Origin of the sequence: Corynebacterium phoceense (assembly GCF_900092335.1) — a bacterium.
In the GTDB taxonomy this organism is placed as follows: Bacteria; Actinomycetota; Actinomycetes; order Mycobacteriales; family Mycobacteriaceae; genus Corynebacterium; species Corynebacterium phoceense.
Genome location: NZ_LT596207.1, coordinates 524,137 through 542,219, shown reverse-complemented (window position 1 = coordinate 542,219; position 18,083 = coordinate 524,137). Strand labels below are relative to the sequence as shown.

Here is an 18,083-nt window from a genome sequence, read left to right as displayed (position 1 = left end):
GAGCGTTGTAAACCCATGACTACTACTGAATTGAAGCGCGAGCACCCGAAGTTCACGCACCCGCAGTCCATCGTTCCGGGCGTGACCGCAGGCACCATTCTGGAATCTCACGAGCCGCACGGCGTGCCGATGCGCGACATGTGGGACCACCAGAAGGACCACATGCAGCTGGTCTCCCCGCTCAACCGCCGCAAGTTTGAGATCCTCGTCGTCGGTACCGGCCTGTCCGCTGGTGCTGCCGCCGCTGCCCTCGGCGAGCTGGGCTACAACGTGAAGGTCTTCACCTACCACGACTCCCCGCGCCGTGCGCACTCCATTGCCGCCCAGGGTGGCGTGAACTCCTCGCGTCACAAGAAGGTCGACAATGACTCCGCGTACCGCCACACCAAGGACACCGTCAAGGGCGGCGACTACCGTTGCCGCGAGTCTGACTGCTGGCGCCTGGCCTACGAGTCCGTGCGCGTCATCGACCACATGAACGCTATTGGCGCTCCGTTCGCTCGTGAGTACGGCGGAACCCTCGCTACCCGTTCCTTCGGTGGTGTTCAGGTCTCTCGTACCTACTACACCCGTGGCCAAACGGGTCAGCAGCTGCAGCTGTCCACGACCTCGGCGCTCTACCGTCAGATCGGTCTGGGCAACGTGGAGCTCTTCGCGCACCACGACATGCAGGACATCATCACCTACAACGACGGTGGTAAGAAGCGCGTGGGCGGCATTGTCACCCGCAACCTGATTACGGGTGAGCTCAAGACCTTCACCGGTCACTCCGTCATCCTGGGCACTGGTGGTTACGGCAACGTCTACCACATGTCCACGCTGGCTAAGAACTCCAACGCAGGCGCCATCATGCGTGCCTACGAGCAGGGCGCGTACTTCGCATCTCCGGCGTTCATCCAGTTCCACCCGACGGGCCTGCCGGTCAACTCCGAGTGGCAGTCCAAGACGATCCTCATGTCTGAGTCTCTCCGTAACGACGGTCGCATTTGGTCGCCGGTGAAGGAAGGCGACGACCGCCCGGCCAACGAGATTCCGGAAGAGGAGCGCGACTACTTCCTCGAGCGTCGCTACCCGGCCTTCGGTAACCTCGTCCCGCGTGACGTTGCGTCCCGTGCCATCTCTCAGCAGATCAACAAGGGCCTGGGTGTTGGACCGCTGCACAACTCGGTGTACCTCGACTTCCGTGACGCCATCGAGCGTCTGGGCAAGGATGTCATCCGTGAGCGCTACTCCAACCTCATCGAGATGTACGAAGAGGCCATCGGTGAGTCCGCGTACGAGACGCCGATGCGTATCGCACCGACCTGCCACTTCACCATGGGTGGCCTGTGGACGGACTTCAACGAGATGACCGCCATCGACGGTCTCTTCGCCGCCGGTGAGTGCTCCTGGACCTACCACGGCGCGAACCGCCTGGGCGCCAACTCCCTGCTGTCCGCTTCCGTCGATGGTTGGTTCACCCTGCCGTTCACCATCCCGAACTACCTGGCTGACCACCTTGGCGAGGCTAAGCTGGCTGAGGATTCCGCTGAGGCTGTCGAGGCTCTGAACCGCGCACAGGCGCGCATCGACCGCCTCATGGGCATTCGCGGCGAGAACCCGCACGGCCCGGCGTACTACCACCGCCAGCTGGGTGAGATCCTCTACTGGGGTTGCGGCGTGTCCCGCAACATCGAGGACCTCAAGGTTGCCATCGAGAAGATCCGCGCCCTGCGCGCTGACTTCTGGGCCAACGTCCGCATCACGGGTGCTGCCAACGACATGAACCAGGTTCTCGAGTACGGCCTGCGCGTGGCCGACTACATCGACCTGGGTGAGCTCATGTGCGTTGACGCTCTCGACCGCGACGAGTCCTGTGGCGCCCACTTCCGCGACGACCACCTCACCGAGGATGGCGAGGCCGAGCGTGACGACGAGAACTGGTGCTTCGTCTCCGCATGGGAGCCCGGTGCGGCTGAGGGCGAGTTCATTCGCCACGCTGAGCCGCTGTACTTCGATTCGATTCCGCTGATGACAAGGAACTACAAGTAATGAAACTTAACCTGAAGATTTGGCGTCAGGCCGGACCGACTGAAGAAGGACACTTTGAGGATGTCCAGGTCGATGACGCAGCAGAGCAGATGTCCATCCTGGAGCTGCTGGACCACGTCAACGAGGGCTACATCGAGCGCGGCGAGGAGCCGTTTGCGTTCGCCTCTGACTGCCGCGAAGGTATTTGCGGTACCTGTGGTCTGCAGGTCAACGGCCGCCCCCACGGCCCGGGCCAGAACACTCCGACCTGCCAGCAGCGTCTGTTCCAATTCAAGGACGGCGACACCCTGAAGATCGAGCCGATGCGCTCCGCCGCATACCCGGTCATCAAGGACATGATCGTCGACCGCGCCGCGCTCGACCACGTCATGGAGCAGGGCGGCTACGTCTCCATCATGGGCGGTACCGCCCCGGATGCGGATACCCTCCACATCAACCACGAGACGTCTGAGTACGCCCTCGACCACGCGGCCTGCATCGGCTGTGGCGCCTGCGTTGCCGCCTGCCCGAACGGCGCAGCCCACCTGTTTACCGGCGCCAAGCTGGTTCACCTCTCCCTCATGCCGCTGGGCAAGGAAGAGCGTGGCCGTCGCGCCCGCAACATGGTCGATGACCTGGAGACCAACTTCGGTCACTGCTCTCTCTACGGCGAGTGCGCCGATGTCTGCCCGGCCGGCGTTCCGCTGACCGCAGTGAGCGCCGTCACCCGTGAGCGCGCTCGCGCGGCTCTGCGTGGCAAGGACGACTAAAAGACGCTGTACCCGTGCGAAAAGCTTTCGCGCGGGTGCTATAGTCTGTTACTGAAGTTAAAAGAAACGAGAGAAAGTGTCAGCCATGAGCGACAATCATGCAGTAGCTGATTACCTGGAGGAGACCTACCCCGACTTCTCCTACAAGATCCAGGACGGCTACATCGAGGGTTATGATCCCGTCTCCTTCGGTGCTCCGCACTCCTCCCTGCTGCGCATTTCTACGTGGATCGGCATGGGCCTTATCCTGGGCATTCTGCCCGCAGTCGGTACCGTCATCTGGGGTCTGTCCTCCGGCATGTTCTGGGGCGGTTCCTCGTCCGAGGGCAACCAGGCTCAGATCACCCTGTACGTCGGTATCGCTGCGACCATCATCGTCTCCGTCGCCGCTGTGGCGCTGGTGCACTTTGGTCGCCGCTTCTACCGCCAGTACCGTCAGGAGACCGGCCGCGTGAACTAATTCCTCACGCACGCATTCACCCCCGCTGCCCACCCCGGGCGCGGGGGTTTTATGCACCCGAGTCTCGAGATTTTCGCCACTGACAAGGCCCCTGCCCCGTGTCCCCGCGAGGGCGCGAAAGGATGACCATGACGCACCGCGCCGCCGAGCCCACCTCTACGTTCGTTCCTTCCCCGAGTAACCAGGAGGCCCGCAGCGCCGAGCTGCGCCGCTGGAAGCGTTACATGCTGCTTCTGCTCGTGCTCGCCGCCGTGGTGTTCCTCAGCTGCTCGTGGTGGCAGAACGCGGCCGGGGGCGCCCCGGGCTGGGTGGGCTACCTGCGCGCCTTCGCGGAGGCCGGCATGGTGGGTGGCTTCGCGGATTGGTTTGCGGTGACTGCGCTCTTCCGGCATCCCATGGGCCTGAAGATTCCGCATACGGCGCTCATCCCGGAAAACAAGGACAAGGTGGGCGACGCGCTGAGCGAGTTTGTCGAGGAGAACTTCCTGACGCCTGATGCATTGAGTGGCAAGATCCACGAGTGGGACGTGCCCCGCAAGGCCGCAGAATGGATCACAGGGGAGGGCAATGCCCATTACGCCTCGGAGATCATCGGTACGCGCCTGGCCTCCGTCATCCGCGACATCGATCCGCAGGATGCGGCGACGATCATCCAATCCCAGATCATCGACCGTGCCATGGAACCGGAGTGGGGACCGCCCGCCGGGCGCGTGCTGGAATCCTTCATCGCCGAAGGCAAGGCCCGTCCGCTCGAGGATGATCTCATCGCCTGGGCTCACGCCAAGATCCTCACCATGGAGGACACGGTGGTCACGACTATCGATGAACGCATGCCGGGCTGGGCCCCGCGCTTTGCTCGCAACCTCGTGGGCGAGAAGGTCTACGCGGAGCTCGTCGGCTTCGCGGACGAGGTCGTCGCGGATTCCAACCATGACGCGCGCCTGGCCATCCGGCGGAACCTCTCCAAGCTCGCGCAGGATCTCCAGTGGGACCCGCAGCTCATCGCCAAGGTCGAGGACATCAAGGCCGACGTTCTCGCCTCCGATCGCATGCAGCGCGCTCCTGAAGCCATCTGGACGTCCGTCTCCGCCACGCTCGTGGAGATGCTCGAGGACGAAACCTCGCTGCTGCGCACGAAGATCGAGACCGAGCTCGACGCGTATGGCCAGCGCCTGCTCGCGGACCCCGAAAAGATGGCGGAGCTGGGCGAGCTCGTGGACAAGGCTGCCCGCTACCTCGCTGAGAAGTTCGCGCCGGACCTTGTGAGCATTATCCCCGAGACCATCAAGAGCTGGGATGCCACGGAAGCCAGCGAGAATATCGAGCTCATGGTGGGCAAGGACCTCCAGTTCATTCGCTTGAACGGCACCCTCGTGGGTGGCTTCGCGGGCTTGGCCATCTACAGCGCGAACCAACTCTTCCTCCTTCTCACTTAAGTCATCTGGGATGGCTTCAATCGTCCTGTCTGCCCGCGTCCCGCCTACACTTGGTACTAAATACCCACAGAGAAAGGACCAGCCATGAGTGTCATGGACAACCTCAAGAAACTGTCCCAGTCTGAAACAGTCAAGGCCGCCGGTGCCTCCGTCGCGGAGGTCGCGAAGACCTTCGGCGAGAACGTCAAGGCAGATCGCGCCGCCCACCCGCAGGAGGCCACGCCGGCCGATGCCTCGCTGACAGACAAGGCCACGGCCGCAGCCAAGGAGTGGGGCGGCGTCCTCCGCCGCAGCGTCGAGGCCACCGCGGGCTCCGAGTCCGTCGCCAAGGCCAAGGACTCCCTCTCCGAGGCCGCCACGGAGGTGCGCACTACCTTCGGCACCAAGGGGGTGCAGCAGCCCAAGCCCAGCGCAGATGACAGCGTGGTCGAGGGCGAAGTAATCTCTAGTGACGATCCCGGGCAGTCCCCGTACGCTTAGACCCCTCTCGCAAAGGAAGCACTGTATGTCCTTTACTTCGGCCGTCCTCAACGGCATGAACCTGCTCTATTACGGCCTCTACGCCGCCGTGGGCATCGCCGGCCTCGTCGGCTTTGTCCTCATCCTTATGACGCGCGCAGACGCCTTTGAGGTCGGCGACCGCCAGCCCAAGGCCGTGTGGGCCGCGCTCGTGGGAGTGTCCGCCTTCGTGTTGCTCATCCCCATGCCGGGCCTGTCCATCTTCACTTGGGTTGGCGCCGTCATCGTCGGTCTGTACTGGTTTGACGTGCGCCCGCAGCTCAAGGACATCATCGGCGGCGCCAACAACGCATGGTAGCCGAGCTTTCCGATGCCGCCTGGCTCGCCGCCCGCACCTACCGCTGGGCGGCAGACGCCCAGGCGAGCTTCGCCTGGGACGCCACCGGCTACCGCGGCATCGTCGTCCCGCCCACGCATATCGCACACGCCCTGCGTGCTGGTGATGAGCGTGTAGTCGCCGTCGCAGGCTATCCCACCGGCCGCCACCACAGCCTCATTAAGGCCTCCGAAGCCCGTCTCGCCATCCAACAAGGTGCGCACGAAGCATGGGTGAGCGTCGACGACACGAACGCCGATCCCAATTCTGTCCTTGCCGATCTCATCGCGGTGCGTGAGGCCTGCCCCCGCCCCGCTGAACTCGGTCTCCTGCTCCCCGCAGAGGGAGCGCTTTCCGCAGCTCAACTCGCCGAGCTCGCCGCGACCGCGGGCTATGAGCGCGTCATCGCGGACGCCCCAGTCGACGCAGCCCTTGAGGTTGTCGCCTGGGCCGCTGACGACGATGCCGCCGTCGCCGCTCTCGGGGCTGGCGCCGCGGCGCTCGTTCGTCCTTAGGTGTTCGCAGGCGCGGTGGCCGGCGCCTCCGTCGGCGCTGCGCCGCCGAATTGCTCGCCCATCTCGTTGAGCTTGACGTTCTCGCCCGAGATATCGATCGTGATGTCGCCGGCGCCAACGTCCACGCGGTCGATGCGCATGGTATCGCCCGCAACCTGGTTCTTCAGGCCCTCGCTCAGGGCATCCGAAATCTGGTTGGTGACCTCTTCCGGCAGATCCCACGCGAGCAACTTGGAGCCGGTGGCCTCGAAGGCGAGCGCGCCGTGGCGGGCCTCCGGCTTGAGGGTGAGCGTGAACAGGCCACCAGCGAACTCGACGTCGACGACGTCTTCCGCGTCATTCGTGGTGAGGTTCGTCATGACGATATCGCCGAGCATGTCCTGGCCGGAGCGGCTCGCGATTTCATTTTGGAGCGTGACGAGCAGGTAGTCCGTGGGCAGCGTCGTGGTCGTCTGCAACGACCGCGCGACCGGATCCTGGCTCATGGTCATGCCCTCCATGTGGATCTTCGTGGCGGGCTGGCCCTCGATGGTCTTCGCTTCCTTGTCGATCGTGAGCGTTGAGGGCGTGTCCATGTTCATCTCGCTAATCTCGCCGCGAGCGAGGCCGAAGAGGAGCGGCGTCGCGCCAAAACTTACGTTGGCGCCTTCTGCGCCTTGTTCGTCGAACTGCTTCGTCATCTGTGAAGACATGAACCAGCGCAGGCCGAACTCCACGAGAAGGGCGAGCACGAGGAGAGCGACGAGCACGATGAGAACAACGCGCCAGACGCGTGCACCCACGGATTTCTTTCCAGACGAAGCAGACATGGTTAACAATGGTGCCCGTGTTACGCCCGTGGCGCAACTGCTGCCCAGTCGATGGTGAGCCAATTGTCGGAGTAACGGCGGCGCTGCGGCACGAGCGGCCAGCCTTCGGCCACGAGCTCCGCATGCGTGTGCCGCCACCGCACCCGTGGCCCGTGCGGCGCCCAGCCCGCGTTATTCGCCCATGCCTGGTCCGCTGCCGCGAGGAACTCGTGGATGGGCTCGCCCGGCACGTTGCGGTGAATGAGTACCTTGGGCAGGCGCTCCGCGACCTCAGACGGCGTCTCGAGCTCGAACGGATCCCAGTCGAGCGTGAGCGTCTGTGGTCCCTCTGCGTTCAACAGAATCCACGCGCACCGCCGCCCCAGCTCGTCGCACGTGCCCTCGACGAAGAACCCGCCGGGCGCTAGGCGCTCGATTACGGTCTCCCACGCCTCGTGGACCTGGTCCACGTCGTACTGACGCAGCACATTAAACGCTCGCACCAGCTGTGGACGATAGCCCGCGAGCTCGAATCCGCCGAGTTCAAACGTCACGCCCTCGCGCGGCGGCAACACACGCTCCGGCGAGATCTCTAGGCCTGTGACCCGCACGTCGGGGCGCACGGTGCGTAGCCACCGTGCCCATTCACATGTCGTTGTATGGGACGCGCCGTAGCCGACATCCAACGCCAAGGGGGCGGCATCGGCGGGCCCAGCAAGCTGTGCCCGGAGTAAAGACGAAATCTGCGGGTGTGCGACCATCCAGCGGTCGCACTTGCGAAGGCGATTCTGGTTGGTGGTACCGCGGGTAATGACGCCAAAAGGCCGACCCGCGCGGGCGGTGGCCCGGAGATTATGCGCGTGGTCGGCCATTCGGGGTACAGATTTTTAGAGGTTTGCTTCGATCCACTGGGAAGTGAGGTCGGCCTCGTTCTGGTAGAGCTCACCCAGAGCCTCGGCGACCTTGGGCTCGATGGCAGCGCCCATCATCGGGATGTTGACGGAGACCTCGGAGACGTAAGAGGCGACAGTCTTATCCTCGCCTTCTGCCTTGTACGTGATATCGCCCTTGAAGTCGACCGGGGTGCCCTTGACGTCAGCGACGAAGGAGTTGGACAGCTGGTCAGCGGCGACCTCGCCGATGGTGACGGTGCGCTTGACCTTGAGAGCCTGGGACACCATGGCGCGCACGGCCTCCGGCAGGAGGGTAGTGGGCAGAACCTCGAAGAGGACGGCCTGGTTCTCGGTGAACTCGTGGACCTGGCCCGGCTCCGGCGACAGGGTAGCCACGATGTGCTCCCAGTATGCCTTGGTGGTGAAGGCCTGGTGGACCTTCTCGAGCGGCTGATTGATGATTACGGTGTTTTCGCTACGGGTTGACATGGTTTTCAGACTACCTTGGTAGGCGTGCTTGATTCATTTCTGACCCAGCGACTGTCCGCAATTGACGGCGTTTCCTTGGACGATTCTCAGACATTCGCCGATCTCACGACGCTGCGCGTGGGTGGCGCGCCGCAGGTCACGGTGGTCTGTGAGTCCGCCGCAGCCGCCGTGTCCGCCCTGCGCGAACTCGACGCAACGTCCACGCGCTACATGGTCGTGGGTGGCGGATCCAACCTGCTCGTCTCCGATGATCCGCAGGACATCGTCGTCGTGCGCCTTGCCTTCGAGGACATCGACGTCCATGTCGCCTTCGGCCTCGTGCGTGCGGATGCGGGCGCTACCTGGGACGACGTCGTCGCGATGACCGTCGACTGCGGCCTGGGCGGCATCGAGTGCCTCTCCGGTATCCCCGGCGACGCGGGCGCCGTGCCTGTCCAGAATGTCGGGGCGTATGGTGCGGAAACTTCCGACGTCCTCACGCAGATTTACCTCTATGAATCTGCCACCCGCTCCGCGGCCTGGGTTCCTGCCTCGTCTTTGGACTTGTCTTACCGCTACTCGAACCTCAAGTTCACCGGCCGCGGCGTCGTGCTCGCCATCGAGCTGCAGCTCACCACCGACGGCCTGTCCAAGCCCCTGCGCTTTGGCCAACTTACGCAGAACCCCGGCGAGCGTCGCCCCGTTGCTTCCGTGCGCGACGACGTCCTGCGCCTGCGCGCTTCGAAGGGCATGGTCCTCGACCCCGCCGACCACGACACGTGGTCCGCTGGCTCCTTCTTTACCAACCCGATCGTTTCTTCTTCTACGGCTGACGTGATTCAGTCGAAGGTGCGCGTAGCCCGCGGCGACGAGGATGCGGACCGCATGCCCCGCCACGCCGTCCCCGCAGGCTCGGACGGCGAGGAAGTAAAGCTGTCTGCAGCCTGGCTCATCGAGCGCGCCGGGTTCGCGAAGGGCTACCCGGGCTCCGGTCCCGCGACTTTGTCCACGAAGCACACGCTCGCGCTCACGAACCGCGGCGATGCGAAAGCCGCCGATATCGTGGCGTTGGCCCGCGAAATCCGGGCTGGCGTCCTCGCCGCTTTCGGTGTCGAGCTCGTGCCGGAGCCCATTTGGTTGGGTGTGTCCATCGACGAGTAGTTTTCAAGCGCTCGCAACGGCATTTCACGACAACGAAGCCTCAGATTTTTCGAAAATCTGAGGCTTCGTTGTTCTGAAATCCGGCTCGGTGTGAAGTCGTGGCGCTACGCCATGACCTCGAGCCACTCGTCCTTCTTCGCGAGGTACGCGCGGGCTGCTTCCTGCGCGCCCTCGAGGGAGTGGCTGGCACCCCAGCCACACTGGCGCTCGTTGGCGGCGGGAACTTCAGTGGCGGTGAGAATATCGTTTAGGCCGTTCTCGAGCGCCATGAGGAGCTCGTCCTGCTCCATGTTGTAGGTGATGGCGTAGAAGCCGGTCTGGCAGCCCATCGGCGCGAAGCCGATGAGCTTATCCGTGTAGTCGCGCATAAAGTTGGCCATCATGTGCTCAATGGAGTGCATCGTAGGCATCTCCAGGTGCTCCTCGTTGGGCTGGCAAAAACGCAGGTCATACTTGATGATCTCCACGTCGTCGCTGAGGCGCTCGCGCTTGGCCACGCGTACGTATGGGGCCTTGACCAGGCGGTGGTCGAGTTCGAAGGATTCCACGTTGCTCTTTGTCATGGTCTCGAGTCTATCGTTCGACTTCCGCGAATCCCGATTTAAAGTCCCAGCGCCGGGGCGATGGCCTGCGACCACGCCTTTGGCAGTTGGTGCTCGAAGAACTCATAGGAGTGCGAGCCGTAGTTCTCGCGTGCGTAGGTGATGTCCACGCCGGCGGCGCGGGCCTTGGCCACGAATTGGTCGGTCATGGGGCGCGAGACTGTCTCCGCGAGCATCTCCTGGAAGTCGTCGACGTCGTACGGATCCTTTGTCATGGGCGTGCCGTTTCCGGTGGTCACCCACACCTTGATGCCGCGCAGGCGCTCCGGGTGTGCGGACGGATCGTTGTCATCCCACGCCGGGTCATCCGGCCAGCCGAAGGCGTTGACGAGGTCGCCGCCCAAGCGCGCGGTCATGACCGTGTTAAACGCGCGGCCGATGACGGACGACGGCGCCGGATACGGGGAGAAGCCCACGGCGGCTGCGAACTTGCCATTGGACTTCGTCGCGATGTTCAACGCAGCCGAACCGGACATGGACAAGCCCGCGATGGCCGAGCGGCCATCGCCGTGGAACTCATGCTCCATGACGTAGGGCAGCTCCTGAGAGTAATACGTGATCCACTTGTTCATGCCCAATCCGGAATCGTTGCGGCGCCAGTCCGCGAACTGCGAGCCACGCCCACCCACGGCGGAGACGACGTTGACCGGTTTGTCGGCGAAGAAGTCTTCGTAGTTGGTTTGCGTGTACCACGTGGAGCCAAACTCGCCGCCCTCGGAGCCCTGCATGAGGTACACCGTGGGACGCGGGGCATCGGTGGTCGGCTTCACGTAGTAGTTGGTGATGGTGCGGTCCATCGACGGCGAGTAGACGTCGATTTCGTAGACGTTCTTCTCTACGTGGCGGGTATCGACCAGCCGTGCACCCGAGCCGTCCGTGGTCGGCGTATTCGAACCTCCAACCTGGGGCAGTACGGTAGAAGAGCCCTGCGGGAAGTGCGAAGGCTCAAATCCCGGGGCGAGTCCAGACAGGATTTCCGAAGGAGCGAAGTTCGAGGACTGCGCGAGCGCCGGAGCGGCAGTCGACGCAGCAAGGAGCGCAGCAGCGCAGGCTACGGCCGCGCGGGAGAAAGTAAGAGACATGCCACGAATGTAGCCGGTGGCGGGGTCCTTTCCTAATGGCAGCACAGCAGCCGAACCAAAGTTAACTTTAAATTCCGTCCGGAATAGGCGGAAAATCAAAGTTAACTTTAAATTGTCGGCGCCATTGGTGAAAATCTGAAGTAAACTTTAAGTCATGACTCGCGCACATGAACTTCGCACCCGCAAGGACTACCTGCAGACATTGGTGGATTGGGACGCGGATCCGGCAACTAACGGCATGGTGAGAGTAATAAGTGGTGTGCGACGTTCGGGAAAGTCGTCTCTACTGGAGCTTTATAAGCAACACGTTGGTTCCGATAAGGTCGTGTCTGTCAACTTTGAGGATTTTTCCACTCTGGGGCTTCGTGAAGCCCAGCGGTTTCACGAGGAAATGACGACACGAATTGCAGCAACGGGGGCGACGCATCTTCATGTGGATGAGGTTCAGGAGCTCGACGATTGGCCACAGGTTATTAACTCGCTGCGGCTTCACGAGAATCTCACCATCACGGTGACAGGTTCGAATGCTTCCATGTTCGTGGGCGAGGGACTTACATACCTAGCTGGGCGCTATATACAGCTGGAGATGTTTCCTCTTTCGCTTCATGAGTACTCCTCTTTCGCTCCGGAAGCTCCTTCTCAGCCTGCGGCTCGTTATGCGGAATGGATGCGGGGTACGCTGCCAGCCGCGGCGCAAGCAGGATCTGCGAAAATCCGACGGGAGATCAACAACGCCATTTTTGACTCTATTTTCGCGCGTGACATTGCACTGCGAGGTGCAATTAAAGATCCTGACATCTTCATGAGGGTTGCGAGCTTCGTATTCGATAATGTGGGATCGCAGCTGTCGTCTCACAAGATTGCCAATTACCTGACATCTGCGGGTGCAAAAACGACGCAACCAACGGTGGAGCGGTACCTCGGTCTTTTGGTCGATGCGCACATGCTCTATCGCTGTGACCGCTTTGATGTCCGTGGGAAAGCACATCTCAAAGGCGGTGCCAAGTATTATTTCGTCGACCCAGGACTGCGTGACGTGTTACTTGGAGCGAACTCGTCGAATACCGGGCACGATCTGGAAAATATGGTCTATCTCGAGCTGCTTCGCCGGGGATTCTCGGTCGCAGTAGGAAATGCGCCGCAGGGAGAAATCGACTTCGTGGTGACGCGGGATAAGGAACGCTATTATGTGCAGGTCGCGCTCACGGCCATGGATGATAAGACGCTGCATCGGGAGCTGTCTTCTTTCCGGGGCCTGCCCGCTGGCAGCCATTGCATTCTCCTCACATTCGATGCAATGCCTCTGAGCACTGGAGAGGTAGTACATCTCCATGCCGCTGATTTCCTGGACGGCGCCCCGTTGCGTTAGGCCAGCAGGTCCCTAATCGCCGCCGCATCGAGCGCCGCCCCGCCGGTCGCGGAACCGGTGGGCTCGAGGAAGGCGCTGGACAGCGCGCGCTTGGTGTCCTGGAGGGCGACGACCTTGTCCTCGATGGTGTTCGCGGAGACCAGCCGGTAGACCGTGACGGGCTGCGTCTGGCCAATGCGGTGGGCGCGGTCGATGGCCTGGGCCTCCGCCGCCGGGTTCCACCACGGGTCGGCGACGATAACGTAGTCCGCCTGTGTGAGGTTGAGGCCCACACCGCCGGCCTTCAAGCTAATGAGGAAGACCTGCGTGTTACCTTCTGTGAACGCGCGGATGGCGGTGTCGCGGTCGCGCGTGCCTCCGTCGAGGTAGGAGAAGGAGACACCCTCGGCTTCTAGCCGAGTACGAATCTCTGCGAGGTAGCTCGTGAACTGGCTAAAGATGAGCACACGGTGGTCCTCGGCCAGGATGTCGCGCAGAAGCCCGGTCATTGCGTCGAGCTTGGAGCTGGGTGCGGCGGACTCGGGTTCCACGAGCGTCGGAGAAATCGCGAGCTGGCGCAGACGGGTGAGCGCGGCGAGCACCTCGACGCGGTTGGACTCGGGATCCTCGGTGAGCAGGTGAAGCACGCGCTGGCGCTCGCGGGCCAGGTGCACGTCGTACAATTTGCGGTGCGCGGGCGCGAGCTCCACCGGCACGACCTGCTCTTGGATGGGCGGCAGGTCGAGCGCCACGTCAGCTTTGCGACGACGCAGCAGGAACGGCTCGACGCGGCGGCGCAGCTCCGCCATGCGCGTCTTGGACAGCTCCGTGTCGTTGCCTGCGATGGGCTTTTCGAAACGCTCACGGAACTGCTGGAAGCTCCCCAACAAACCGGGCGCGGCGAGGGAGAACTGGCTCCATGCGTCTTTGAGCGAGTTCTCAATCGGGGTCCCCGTCACCGCGTAGAGCACCGGCGCCTGCAGGTCGCGCACCGCTGCGTAGATCTTGGATGTCGGGTTCTTCACGTTCTGTGCCTCGTCGAGCACCACGCCCGCCACGCCCAACGCCTGGTACTCGGATGCCTCGAGACGCAGAAGCGTATACGAGGTGACGAGCACATCCGCCGACTCCGCCAGAGATTCCAGAGAATCTTGGCGTCGTTTCGACGTCGCGTCCACCACCGCCACCCGCAGTGACGGCGCGAATTTCGCGGCCTCGGCCTTCCAGTTGGAAACCACAGACGTCGGCGCCACGACCAACCAGGGACCGGCGCCAGAATCGAGGATCATCGACAAAATCTGGATGGTCTTGCCCAAGCCCATGTCGTCAGCCAACACACCGCCGAATCCACGCCGCCGCAGGCTTGCCAGCCAGCGGAAACCGTCTTCCTGGTACGGGCGCAGCGTCGCGTCCAACGCAGCCGGCACGTCGAACGAGGGCAGCTCCGTGTGCGCCGCTGCCACGACCTTGTCGAGCCACGCGCGCTCATCGACCTGGAGCGCGTCGAGCTCGCCTAGCTGGTCCCACCAGTCCACGCGCGTCTTCGGCACGCGGACGGCGCTGCGGCGGGCATCGGAAAGCCCCTGCGCCTCCTCGAGGAGCTGGGCAAACTTATCGAATTGTGGCGAGTCGAGGTGCGCGTAGTGCCCGTTTACGATGAGGATGCGCGCCTGCGAGCGCAGCGCCCGAATGACCTCCGCGAGCGGCACGCCCTGGCCGTCGACACGGACTTCCATCGACAAGTCGAGCCAGTCCTTGTCCTGCCCCTCGAGCCCCGCGTGGAGCTCGATGGACTCGGCCGCCTCCAGTCCAAGGAGCTCCCGCGCGCCGGGCGATAACCGCGCGTCGACGCCCGCGGCTTCCAGCTGCGGCAGCGTCTCATGCAGGAATTCCATGAGCTCCGCGCCGATCATCTCGCGATCCGTGAGGTCGAAGCCCTCCAGGCCCGCCAGCAGCTCGCTTTCCGATTCCCCGTTGCGCGTCGGGTCCGCGTCCGTCCCCAGCGCGTACGTGCGCCCATCGGAGTAGGCGAAGCAGAACTCGACGGCCCCGCGCAACAGATGGGCCGTGGCCGTGACAAACGCCCGCACCACGGGCGGTGCCGGTGGCGTGGGCACAAACGACTCGTCCGGACTGCTCCACCCGGTTGCACGCAGTCGCGGCAGGAACTTCTCTTCGAATTCGGCGCGGCCCTCCGGCGGCACCGTGATGGGGCGGCGGGCTTCCCGCAGGCGCTGCCATTCCACTGGTGCGCGGTGCCGGAAGCGTCCCAGGTTCAGATACCCGTCATCATCGAACCATGCCGCACCGCGCGCCTCATATCCCAGAATGAGTGGGGGATGGTCGCCGGACTCTACGATCGCGGCGTGCATGCGCAGCCCCTCATCATTTTCGGTGACGTGCACGGTTGGGGTGAGCGGATCTTCATGGAGGATGACGAGCCCTCCGTCTGCCGTGGCGAGCTCGATGCCGTGCCCCTGGGCTTCGTCCAGAAGCGCAAAGAACTCGGGATTGCGGAGACTACGCAATGACTGAGGCTGGCTATGAACGTCGTAAGAACCGGCCTCGGAAAGAATTTCAATGAGCCTGTCGCGGTCGCGTTCTGCCACCGGATGACCGGTGCCGTTCTCCAGCTTGGCCAGCGTCATGTCAGAGCTCACCCACCCGCGTCCGTTTTTACGCGGTCGGCCGCCGGTGACGCTGAGGTTGCGCAGCACCGCATGATCCCCCACAACGTCAAAGTCGGTCTCGAAGACCACCGCGACTGGCGTGGCGGCCGAGGACTCTGCGGATTCCACAGGCAGGTATTCCTCTAACAATTCCTGCCACGTCGGCTCGCGTCGTACAGGCCGGCGGCGCCGTCCCCACCCCAGTACCTCGCTGAGCACCTCCCGTGTTTCGCGGAAGCTGTCCGTGTGCTCCACAAGGTGGTCAACAAACGCGCCGAACGCGCCCAACGGCTCGCGCTTGTCTATCCCGCGATAGTCACGGTGGTGCTTGAGTGCCAGCGCCACCGCGTGCTTGCACCGCTCGCCATATGGGCACGCGCACCACGAGTTAAATGCCGCGACCACCCCGTCGGTGCCCAGCGTGTAGTCGACCGTGACGAAGTACTCGTCCCCACGCGACCCGGTGCAGTAGCCCGACACCTTGGCGCCCTCGCCCCGGGCAGCCTCGACGGACTCGATGCGCGCGGCATCCTGCGTGGCCAGCGCTACCCCGCGCTGGACGACCCGCGGGTCTACGAAGCTATTGAGTGTCTCTGTCCTCACACCGCACATGCTACGGGAGGGTGCCGACACGAGGTCGCTGACGGCGAAAGCGATGCTAATTCATGGGGCGAGCGATTTGCCTATCTAACGCCAGAGAGAGCTGCGGGTTGCTCAGAATGCACCACCAGCCTGCGGCATAACTGCTCATCATGCCGGCAGTGCTCCAGCGGTCCCGCGAGCTGCTGGGTGCCGAATCCATGCAGCGGATGAGCTGCTCCTCGGCGGGACTCGTGGGATGAATGACCCGATAGCCGGCATTGATATTGATAAACATGGACGCGCCCGCATAGGAGTCGATGACCTCGGTGAGGCTTGTCGAGGACAGTGCAGGCAGCGGTGCAGCTTCTTGAGCGGACGCCGTGGTCGGGGCGAGCGCCGCGAGGGCAAGGAATGAGGCAGCGGCGGCCTGGGCGAGCCGTGCCGAGCAAGTGAGAGCGGACATTCTCTCATCGTACTGGCACCCTTGCTGCGGCGTTGTGGGATTCGAAAGAGGACCTTCAACTGCGTATACGTTACGTGTGCTGCGACGAATTCGAGCATTCCGCATGCGCCGTCAGCGCTGCCGATGCCCCCTCGCGTGCCGCCGCCCGAATCGCGCCGGGCATCGTGCGTACTCCACTCATGAAGGGCCTTGCTGAGGAACTCGCAGAAAACGCTGGCCCAGCCTGCCGAGTGGGGCTGGGAGCAGTTCACCAAGGACATCTCCTTGGGGCGCCTTTCCGAATCCGAGGATGTCGCCAAGATCATCGGCTTCCTCGCTGGTTCCGACTCTGACTACATCACCGGCCAGACCATCATCGTCGACGGCGGCATGGTCTTCCACTAAACCGCGGTCTCACTAAACCACAGGTCAACGCGCCGCGAGCGCACCGTCAGAAAAACTGACGGTGCGACTCTGAAACCGGCTGGCACCCGAAAGGTCACCAGCCGGATTCTTTATGCGCGCATTCTGTACACCGATGGTGTAGGCTCACACGCAGCACTAATAGCCCGAAAGAAGAACAAGAAAGCATAAAGGAGGCGAACCGCGATGATGACCTATAACAATCAGCCGCTAGGACGCTTCTTTAAGCAACTCTTCTAACAGGCTGACTTGACCATTTCCCGGGAAAGCGGCCCTGCTTATCCCGGACGTTGGTGCCAGCCGCGCGACCCGCGCGCACTTATAAGTCAGCCGCCCAAGCAGGCCCTTTCTCACGAACTGCGTTACGCAAACGCAGAGAAAGGCTCTCTTATGCGCCTGCACAACTTCGCCTCCATTGTTGAAGACAAGACGGTGGCGCAGGCACAACTCGTCGCTGACCTGCCCTTCGTCTACCCACACGTGGCGCTCATGCCTGATGCCCACTTTGGCAAGGGCTCCTCGGTCGGCACCGTCTTCGGCACGCTGCGCGCCGTCATCCCAGCGGCCGTCGGCGTGGACATCGGCTGCGGCATGATTGCCGTGCGGACCCACCTCACGCACGCGGATATCCAGGACTTCGCGCTCGAGGACCTGCGCACCGCGGTCGAAGACTCCATTCCGCTCTCGCCCGGAAACTACAACGGTTGGATCATGGACCCGCGCACCGAGGCCCGCACGCGCGAGCTCGCGCAGCTGGCCCAGGACACCGGCGTGGACCTTAGGCATTCGAAGAACTGGCGTCAGCAGCTGGGCAGCTTGGGCGGCGGTAACCACTTCATCGAGCTGTGTCTCGACGAATCCGACCGCGTCTGGCTGTTCCTGCATTCTGGCTCGCGCGGCGTGGGCAACAAGATTGCCCAGAAGCACATCAAGGCCGCGCAGCGTCACTGCGAGAAGCACTGGATCCAGCTCGCGGACAAGGACCTGGCCTACCTCGTCGAGGGCACGCCCGAGTTCGAGTCCTACATTGCGGATCTTCACTGGGCACAGCACTTTGCGCTGCTCAACCGCGATGAGATGATGGACCGCTTCCTCGACTGCGTCGCCACCTGGTCCGGCGCGGACCGGGAGACGCTTGAACTCGAGCGCATCAACTGCCACCACAACTACACCCAGCGCGAGAACCACTACGGCAAAAACGTGTGGCTCACGCGCAAGGGCGCCATCAAGGCGGATGAGGGCGACCGCGGTCTCATCCCCGGCTCGATGGGCACGGCCAGCTACGTCGTAGAAGGCAAGGGCTACGCGCCGGGCCTCAAGTCTGCGCCGCACGGCGCAGGTCGCGTAATGTCGCGCACTCAGGCCAAGGCCCGCTTCACCGAGGCAGACCTTGCCGCACGCATGGAAGGCATCGTCTACCGTCCCGGCGCCGAGTTCGTCGATGAGATTCCGGACGCCTACAAGGACATCGACCGCGTGATGGCCGATGCCGCCCAGCTCGTCGAGGTCAAGCACACCCTGCGCCAGATCCTCAACGTCAAGGGCACCTAACCTGCGCCATGATGGGACCGTCACGTTTAGTGACGGTCCCTTGTGAGC

18 protein-coding genes are annotated in these 18,083 nt (G+C 63.2%); 11 read left to right on the top strand and 7 right to left on the bottom strand.

Annotated elements, in window-relative coordinates; genetic code table 11:
• Positions 1-15 precede the first annotated feature (15 nt).
• From BN9444_RS02540 to BN9444_RS02510, 7 genes are all read left to right on the top strand, one after another.
• Positions 16-2,031 (top strand): fumarate reductase/succinate dehydrogenase flavoprotein subunit, encoded by a 2,016-nt coding sequence (locus BN9444_RS02540; RefSeq protein ID WP_066509886.1) that lies wholly within the window; start codon positions 16-18, stop codon positions 2,029-2,031.
• The gene (locus BN9444_RS02535) at positions 2,031-2,780 is read left to right on the top strand and encodes a succinate dehydrogenase/fumarate reductase iron-sulfur subunit (protein ID WP_066489533.1); all 750 of its coding nucleotides are present in this window, start codon (positions 2,031-2,033) and stop codon (positions 2,778-2,780) included. The genes BN9444_RS02540 and BN9444_RS02535 overlap by 1 nt, the downstream gene beginning before the upstream one ends.
• 85 nt (positions 2,781-2,865) lie before the next feature.
• Complete coding sequence (locus BN9444_RS02530) at positions 2,866-3,240, top strand: hypothetical protein (RefSeq protein WP_066489539.1); 375 nt, start codon at positions 2,866-2,868, stop codon at positions 3,238-3,240.
• Positions 3,241-3,368: 128 nt separating this feature from the next.
• On the top strand, positions 3,369-4,676 hold the full coding sequence (locus tag BN9444_RS02525; RefSeq protein ID WP_068801378.1) for a DUF445 domain-containing protein: 1,308 nt from the start codon (positions 3,369-3,371) through the stop codon (positions 4,674-4,676).
• An 84-nt stretch (positions 4,677-4,760) separates the two neighbouring features.
• Positions 4,761-5,156, top strand: coding sequence for a hypothetical protein (locus BN9444_RS02520; protein WP_066489551.1), 396 nt, complete (start codon positions 4,761-4,763; stop codon positions 5,154-5,156).
• Between the two features lie 25 nt (positions 5,157-5,181).
• Complete coding sequence (locus BN9444_RS02515) at positions 5,182-5,493, top strand: DUF2516 family protein (protein ID WP_068801377.1); 312 nt, start codon at positions 5,182-5,184, stop codon at positions 5,491-5,493.
• Entirely contained in the window at positions 5,487-6,026 is a 540-nt protein-coding gene (locus BN9444_RS02510) for a deoxyribose-phosphate aldolase (protein WP_141628512.1), read from the top strand. Before BN9444_RS02515 ends, BN9444_RS02510 begins: the two co-directional genes overlap by 7 nt.
• On the opposite strand, the gene BN9444_RS02505 is transcribed toward BN9444_RS02510, so the two are convergent.
• From BN9444_RS02505 to BN9444_RS02495, 3 genes are read right to left on the bottom strand one after another with little or no spacing between them, the layout of a single operon-like run.
• Positions 6,023-6,835, bottom strand: a complete 813-nt coding sequence (locus BN9444_RS02505) for an LmeA family phospholipid-binding protein (RefSeq protein WP_068801376.1) — start codon at positions 6,833-6,835, stop codon at positions 6,023-6,025. The genes BN9444_RS02510 and BN9444_RS02505 overlap by 4 nt on opposite strands.
• 20 nt (positions 6,836-6,855) lie before the next feature.
• On the bottom strand, positions 6,856-7,686 hold the full coding sequence (locus tag BN9444_RS02500; RefSeq protein ID WP_066489554.1) for a class I SAM-dependent methyltransferase: 831 nt from the start codon (positions 7,684-7,686) through the stop codon (positions 6,856-6,858).
• A 15-nt stretch (positions 7,687-7,701) separates the two neighbouring features.
• Positions 7,702-8,196, bottom strand: a complete 495-nt coding sequence (locus BN9444_RS02495; protein ID WP_066489565.1) for a DUF2505 domain-containing protein — start codon at positions 8,194-8,196, stop codon at positions 7,702-7,704.
• Positions 8,197-8,220: 24 nt separating this feature from the next.
• Between BN9444_RS02495 and BN9444_RS02490 the strand changes: the two genes are divergently transcribed.
• Positions 8,221-9,336, top strand: a complete 1,116-nt coding sequence (locus BN9444_RS02490) for a UDP-N-acetylmuramate dehydrogenase (protein ID WP_066509872.1) — start codon at positions 8,221-8,223, stop codon at positions 9,334-9,336.
• Positions 9,337-9,440: 104 nt separating this feature from the next.
• Here the strand turns inward: BN9444_RS02490 and BN9444_RS02485 are convergent, their stop codons facing one another.
• Entirely contained in the window at positions 9,441-9,899 is a 459-nt protein-coding gene (locus tag BN9444_RS02485) for an S-ribosylhomocysteine lyase (RefSeq protein ID WP_066489573.1), read from the bottom strand.
• 38 nt (positions 9,900-9,937) lie between these two features.
• On the bottom strand, positions 9,938-11,020 hold the full coding sequence (locus tag BN9444_RS02480) for an alpha/beta hydrolase (protein ID WP_066489576.1): 1,083 nt from the start codon (positions 11,018-11,020) through the stop codon (positions 9,938-9,940).
• A 154-nt stretch (positions 11,021-11,174) separates the two neighbouring features.
• Here BN9444_RS02480 and BN9444_RS02475 point away from each other — a divergent pair, with 154 nt between their 5' ends.
• On the top strand, positions 11,175-12,389 hold the full coding sequence (locus BN9444_RS02475; protein ID WP_066509869.1) for an ATP-binding protein: 1,215 nt from the start codon (positions 11,175-11,177) through the stop codon (positions 12,387-12,389).
• Here the strand turns inward: BN9444_RS02475 and BN9444_RS02470 are convergent.
• Both BN9444_RS02470 and BN9444_RS02465 read right to left on the bottom strand, forming a co-directional pair.
• Positions 12,386-15,640, bottom strand: coding sequence for a DEAD/DEAH box helicase (locus BN9444_RS02470; RefSeq protein WP_066509867.1), 3,255 nt, complete (start codon positions 15,638-15,640; stop codon positions 12,386-12,388). The two genes, BN9444_RS02475 and BN9444_RS02470, sit on opposite strands and share 4 nt — an antisense overlap.
• A gap of 55 nt (positions 15,641-15,695) precedes the next feature.
• Positions 15,696-16,082, bottom strand: coding sequence for a hypothetical protein (locus BN9444_RS02465; protein ID WP_066489590.1), 387 nt, complete (start codon positions 16,080-16,082; stop codon positions 15,696-15,698).
• Between the two features lie 189 nt (positions 16,083-16,271).
• On the opposite strand from BN9444_RS02465, the gene BN9444_RS14975 reads away from it, so the two are divergent.
• Positions 16,272-16,466 carry an SDR family oxidoreductase gene (locus BN9444_RS14975; RefSeq protein WP_068801374.1) on the top strand — a complete coding sequence of 65 codons (195 nt, stop codon included), beginning with the start codon at positions 16,272-16,274 and terminating at the stop codon, positions 16,464-16,466.
• A gap of 408 nt (positions 16,467-16,874) precedes the next feature.
• Positions 16,875-18,035, top strand: coding sequence for an RtcB family protein (locus BN9444_RS02455; protein WP_068801373.1), 1,161 nt, complete (start codon positions 16,875-16,877; stop codon positions 18,033-18,035).
• Positions 18,036-18,083: the final 48 nt, after the last annotated feature.